This window comes from Streptomyces sp. NRRL WC-3549 (assembly GCF_000721935.1).
GTDB lineage: Bacteria > Actinomycetota > Actinomycetes > Streptomycetales > Streptomycetaceae > Streptomyces.
Genome location: NZ_KL585418.1, coordinates 105,877 through 110,817, shown reverse-complemented (window position 1 = coordinate 110,817; position 4,941 = coordinate 105,877). Strand labels below are relative to the sequence as shown.

At 72.4% G+C, this 4,941-nt stretch carries 4 protein-coding genes; all 4 read right to left on the bottom strand.

Going from position 1 to position 4,941, the window contains the following annotated elements; all coding sequences use genetic code 11:
• Positions 1 to 66 precede the first annotated feature (66 nt).
• The gene (locus IH13_RS0124050) at positions 67 to 1,173 is read right to left on the bottom strand and encodes a branched-chain amino acid aminotransferase (protein ID WP_031087741.1); all 1,107 of its coding nucleotides are present in this window, start codon (positions 1,171 to 1,173) and stop codon (positions 67 to 69) included.
• Between the two features lie 270 nt (positions 1,174 to 1,443).
• The gene (locus IH13_RS0124045) at positions 1,444 to 2,487 is read right to left on the bottom strand and encodes a 3-isopropylmalate dehydrogenase (RefSeq protein ID WP_031087739.1); all 1,044 of its coding nucleotides are present in this window, start codon (positions 2,485 to 2,487) and stop codon (positions 1,444 to 1,446) included.
• Between the two features lie 92 nt (positions 2,488 to 2,579).
• Positions 2,580 to 2,708 carry a hypothetical protein gene (locus IH13_RS45595; RefSeq protein WP_267883874.1) on the bottom strand — a complete coding sequence of 43 codons (129 nt, stop codon included), beginning with the start codon at positions 2,706 to 2,708 and terminating at the stop codon, positions 2,580 to 2,582.
• Between the two features lie 601 nt (positions 2,709 to 3,309).
• Positions 3,310 to 4,941: DUF5682 family protein (locus tag IH13_RS0124030; RefSeq protein ID WP_031087737.1), on the bottom strand; the 1,632-nt coding region annotated here is incomplete at its 5' end.

The following is a 4,941-nucleotide window of genomic DNA, read 5'->3' as shown; positions in this document are numbered from 1 at the left end:
CCCGCCCCACGGCGGGAGCCGCGCCCGGCGGGACCGGGTGTGGCTCCCGTACGGGCACGGGCCCGGTCAGCGGCCGAGGGGGTGCATCCAGCCGTGGGTGTCCTCGACGGTGCCCCGCTGGATGTCCAGCAGGCGCTCGCGCAGCTTGAGGGTGGTCTCGCCCGGGGTGCCGTCGCCCTGCGTCCACTCGCCGTCCGCGGACTTCACGGTGCCGACGGGGGTGATGACGGCGGCGGTACCGCAGGCGAAGACCTCGACGAGGGTGCCGTTCGCGGTGTCGTCGCGCCACTGGTCGATGGAGACGCGGTCCTCCTCGGAGGTGTAGCCGAGGTCCCGGGCGACGGTGAGCAGCGAGTCACGGGTGACACCGGCGAGCAGCGAGCCGGTGAGGGAGGGGGTGACGATCCGCTTGCCGCCGTCCTCCTGCTCGTACACGAAGTAGAGGTTCATCCCGCCGAGTTCCTCGACCCACTTGTGCTCGACGGCGTCGAGGTAGGCGACCTGGTCGCAGCCCTTCCGGGCGGCCTCGGCCTGGGCGAGGAGGGACGCGGCGTAGTTGCCGCCGGTCTTGGCGTCGCCCATGCCGCCGGGGACGGCGCGGACCCGGTCTTGGGAGAGCCAGATCGAGACGGGCTTCACACCGCCGGAGAAGTAGGCGCCGGCCGGGGAGGCGATGACGAGGAAGAGGTACTCGTTGGCGGGCCTCACGCCCAGGCCGACCTCGGACGCGATCATGAACGGGCGCAGGTAGAGGGACTCCTCGCCGCCGTGCGCCGGAACCCACGCCTCGTCCTGCTGGATGAGCGCGTCGCAGGCCGCGATGAACGTCTCGGCGGGCAGTTCGGGCATGGCGAGCCGTGCGGCGGAGCGCTGGAAGCGGGCGGCGTTGGCCTCGGGACGGAAGGTGGCGACGCTGCCGTCGGGCTGGCGGTAGGCCTTGAGGCCCTCGAAGATCTCCTGCCCGTAGTGCAGGGTCATGTTGGCCGGGTCGATCGACAGCGGCCCGTACGGGACGAGCTGGGCGTCGTGCCAGCCGCGGCCCTCGGTCCAGCTGATGGTCACCATGTGGTCGGTGAAGTGCCGGCCGAATCCGGGGTCGGCCAGAATCGCCTCGCGCTCCGCGTCGGACAGCGGGCTGGAGGAGGGCTTGAGCTCGATCGTGGGCGTCGTCATGAGTGCGTGTCCTTCACCGGTCTTGTGTGTGATGGACCGCGCTCGCGCCCGCTCCCGTCCGGCACAGCGCGGTACAGGTGGTAGGACGTCCGAGCTCTCCCGCAAGCCACGGCCCCGCGTTCGATTATCGCTCGCGAGGGGCCGTGCACGAAATGGTGTGTTTGCGGTGACGTGAAACGCGGTCCGTGGGTCGATGGTGGCACCCGGGGACCGCAAGGAGAAGCCGCCGGGTGCTTGGTGACCCGGCGGCTTCGAAGTGGAGGCGTCGGGTCAGCTCGCTACGCGTACCGCGAGCGCGTCGCCGATCTCGTCCGTGCTGCGGGCGGCCTTGCCCTCGCGCTCCGCGAGGTCCGCGGAGACGGCCTCCTCGATGCGGACGGCCTCGGACTCGTGGCCGAGGTGGCGCAGCAGGAGGGCGACGGAGAGGACCGTGGCGGTCGGGTCGGCCTTGCCCTGGCCCGCGATGTCGGGGGCGGTGCCGTGGACCGGCTCGAACATCGACGGGAAAGCGCCCGTCGGGTTGATGTTGCCGGAGGCGGCCAGGCCGATGCCGCCGGTCACAGCAGCGGCGAGGTCGGTGAGGATGTCGCCGAAGAGGTTGTCGGTGACGATGACGTCGAAGCGCTCGGGCTGGGTGACGAAGAAGATCGTCGCGGCGTCGACGTGCAGGTAGTCGGTGGTGACCTCGGGGTACTCGGCCGCGACCGTGTCGAAGATGTTCTTCCACAGGTGGCCCGCGTGCACGAGGACGTTGTTCTTGTGGACCAGCGTCAGCTTCTTGCGGGGGCGGGCCGCGGCCCGCGCGAAGGCGTCCCGCACGACGCGCTCGACACCGTAGGCGGTGTTCACACTGACCTCGGTGGCGACCTCGTGCTCGGTGCCCGTGCGCAGGGAGCCGCCGTTGCCCGTATAGGGGCCCTCGGTGCCCTCGCGGACGACGACGAAGTCGATCTCGGGGCGGCCGGCCAGCGGCGTCGCGGTGTTCGGGAAGAGCTTCGACGGCCGCAGGTTCACGAAGTGGTCGAAGGCGAAGCGCAGCTTCAGGAGGAGACCGCGCTCCAGCACGCCCGAGGGCACCGACGGGTCGCCGATGGCGCCGAGGAGGATGGCGTCGTGCTTCTTGAGCTCCTCCAGCTCCGCGTCCGGGAGGGTTTCGCCGGTGCGGTGCCAGCGCCGGGCGCCGAGGTCGTACTCCTTGGTCTCCAGCTTCACGTCCGACGGAAGGACGGCGCTCAGGACCTTGAGGCCCTGGGTGACGACCTCCTGGCCGATACCGTCGCCGGGGATCACTGCGAGATCGATGCTGCGAGACATGGCTGCACCCTAGCCTTCCGTCCCACCCCATGACATCCGACGTCCATCATGCGGACATGGAGTGAGGGGGGCCCGGCCCGGGCCCCGGACCGTCAGTGACCGGTGGATCCGCCGTTGTCACGGCGGTCGAGGGCCCGCTGGAGGGCGGCGGCGGCGTTCTTGCGCTCCGTCTCGGTGGGGCGGGGGGTGTGACGGACGCGGCGGACGGTGGTCTGGGCCATGACGGATCGACTCCTTGAAATCGCATGGATCGCGGGATCGGGACGTGCCCACGGTGGTGTCAGGCACGACGGGTCGGTCGAAACCGGGTGTGCGGGGGCGCCGGAAGGGGCGGGGAGCCGGGTGCCGCAGGGGTCGCCTGCTTCGGGGCACGCACTCACGACCGCCGGTCGCTGGATCACGCGAATCGTTCGGCTTCTACAACGCTAGGACAGCCGGAGCGATCTGTCTCCACAGTTAGTCGGACTTCCTACTACCTGAGACGGCGGATGGGCCGGATGGTGCTTTCCGGGGCTTTCGGGACGTGCCGGACTGCCGGACCGCGTGCGGCCGGGCTCGCGAACCGGGGTGGGGGCGGGGGCGGGACGCGATGGTCCGGGCCGGAACGGGGCGGGGCGCGACGGTCCGGGACGGAGCGGGGTGGGGCAGGGCAAGGCGTGGGGAGGCGGGCGGGGCAGGGCGTGGGGAGGCGGGGCAGGGCAAGGCGTGGCGAGGCGGGGCCGTCTCGACCGTCCCTCGCCTTGGCCCCGCCCCGGTCCCGGGCGCCGCCATCGACGCGCGGTCCGCGGCCCGCACCTTCCCGCCCCGCCCCCGCCGACGCCGTCACGCGTCGCTGAGGAGCGCCTCCAGTGCCGCACCCGTCTCCGGGTGCAGCCCGGCCAGGACCGCGCCGGCCGGTCCGGTCCGGGTCTCCTCCCACGTCCCCGCGCAGCCGAGCAGCTCCGCCACCGCGTCGCACACGGCCGGATGGGCGGCGAGGAGGGCACTGCCGCCGGTACCGCCCACCGGGCGCGGGGCCGCCGGCTCCGCCTGGTCCAGCCACGGCGGCACCCAGGCGTCGAGGGCCGCCAGTCGGCCTGGGAAGATCCGCCCGGCCTCACGGATCAGCAGCGGGGCCAGCTCCGAACCCTCCTTGCGCAGACTGATGATCAGGGTCGGCAGCCACGGAAGGAGCACCGGGTCGGGCAGTCGCCCGAAGGCCTGGGACACCGCCTCCACCACGAAGTCGGCGAGCCCCGGCACCGGTTCCAGGGCGTGTACGAAGCCGCTGAGGTACTGGGGGTAGGCGGGCACCACCAACGGATTGCCCAGCAGCTCGTCACAGGTGGCGCGCAGCTCCGCCCGGCTCCTGCGGCCCAGGTGGACCTGGGCCGCCCACAGCAGCGCCGTCTTCGCCGGGTCCCGGGGGCGGGACTGGGCGACGGCCAGTTCCAGCTGGGTGCGGTCGCAGCCGAGCGACAGGGCCAGACTCTCCATGCCGAACAGGAAGCCCAGCATCGCCGAGACGTGGCGGACGCCCGCGTCCTCGTCGGCGAAGGCGGTGGGCAGCAGGGTGCAGTAGTGCGCGTACCCGGCCTTGGTGAAGGCCTCGATCCACGGCGGTAGTACCGGCTCACCGGTGCGGTAGTACGCCAGCAGCCGCCGCACCCTGCGCAGCACCTCCGGGGCGCCGTCGACGCTGCGCTCGGCGGAGAGCACGACCAGGGCGTGGTTGCCCAGCTCGTCGGCGAGGCGACGGTTTCGCAGGTACAGCACGGCGTCCTCGACGGCCGCCAGGACGGTGGCCGTGGTGGCCTGCGGGGCGTACGCGGCGCGGCGCAGGCGCTGTTCCAGGACCTGCTCGATGCTCACGCCCTCGTAACCGAGCTCGATGAGGGCCCGCTGGTGGGTGCCCAGGGCGAGGTCCCACGACTCCTGGATGGACCGCTCCCCCAGCTTCCGCTCCCCCATGATCGCCCGGGCGGCACCCTGCGGCATGAGGTAACGCAGCATCCACAGCACGTCGGAGCAGGCTTCCAGCTCGGGCCGGGAGGCGATGTCCAGCAGGGCGCGCCGCACCCCGCGCTGCTGGAGCTTCAGGCCGAGCGGGGCCAGCCGGTCGTGCACGTCCCGGGCGAGCGGCGGAAGGGCGTCGTAGCCGACCTGCCCGACCCGGTCGCCCCCCATCATGATCTCGACGATGCGGCGGACGTCGCGCCGGCCGGGCACGGTGTCCTTCTCGATGCAGGTGACGGCCGCGTCCTGGAAGTCGTACGGCGTCGGCTTGGCCCGGTCGCGCAGGCCGGCCAGCAGGATCGACGTCTCGAACACCGCGATGGCGTCGGCGGTCGAGGCGAGGTACCCGTCGCGGCGGGCGGCCCGCACGGTCTCGACGGACCAGCCGAGCAGTTCGGCCTCGTCCAGCCGGTCCAGCACCGGAGCCTGCCGCAGGAAACCCGTCAGCCTGTCGGCGGG

Bases quoted from the DNA above. Each gene is read 5' to 3' on its own strand.
- IH13_RS45595 (WP_267883874.1), bottom strand. From the start codon at position 2,708: ATGGCCCAGACCACCGTCCGCCGCGTCCGTCACACCCCCCGCCCCACC.
- IH13_RS0124050 (WP_031087741.1), bottom strand. From the start codon at position 1,173: ATGACGACGCCCACGATCGAGCTCAAGCCCTCCTCCAGCCCGCTGTCC.
- IH13_RS0124045 (WP_031087739.1), bottom strand. From the start codon at position 2,487: ATGTCTCGCAGCATCGATCTCGCAGTGATCCCCGGCGACGGTATCGGC.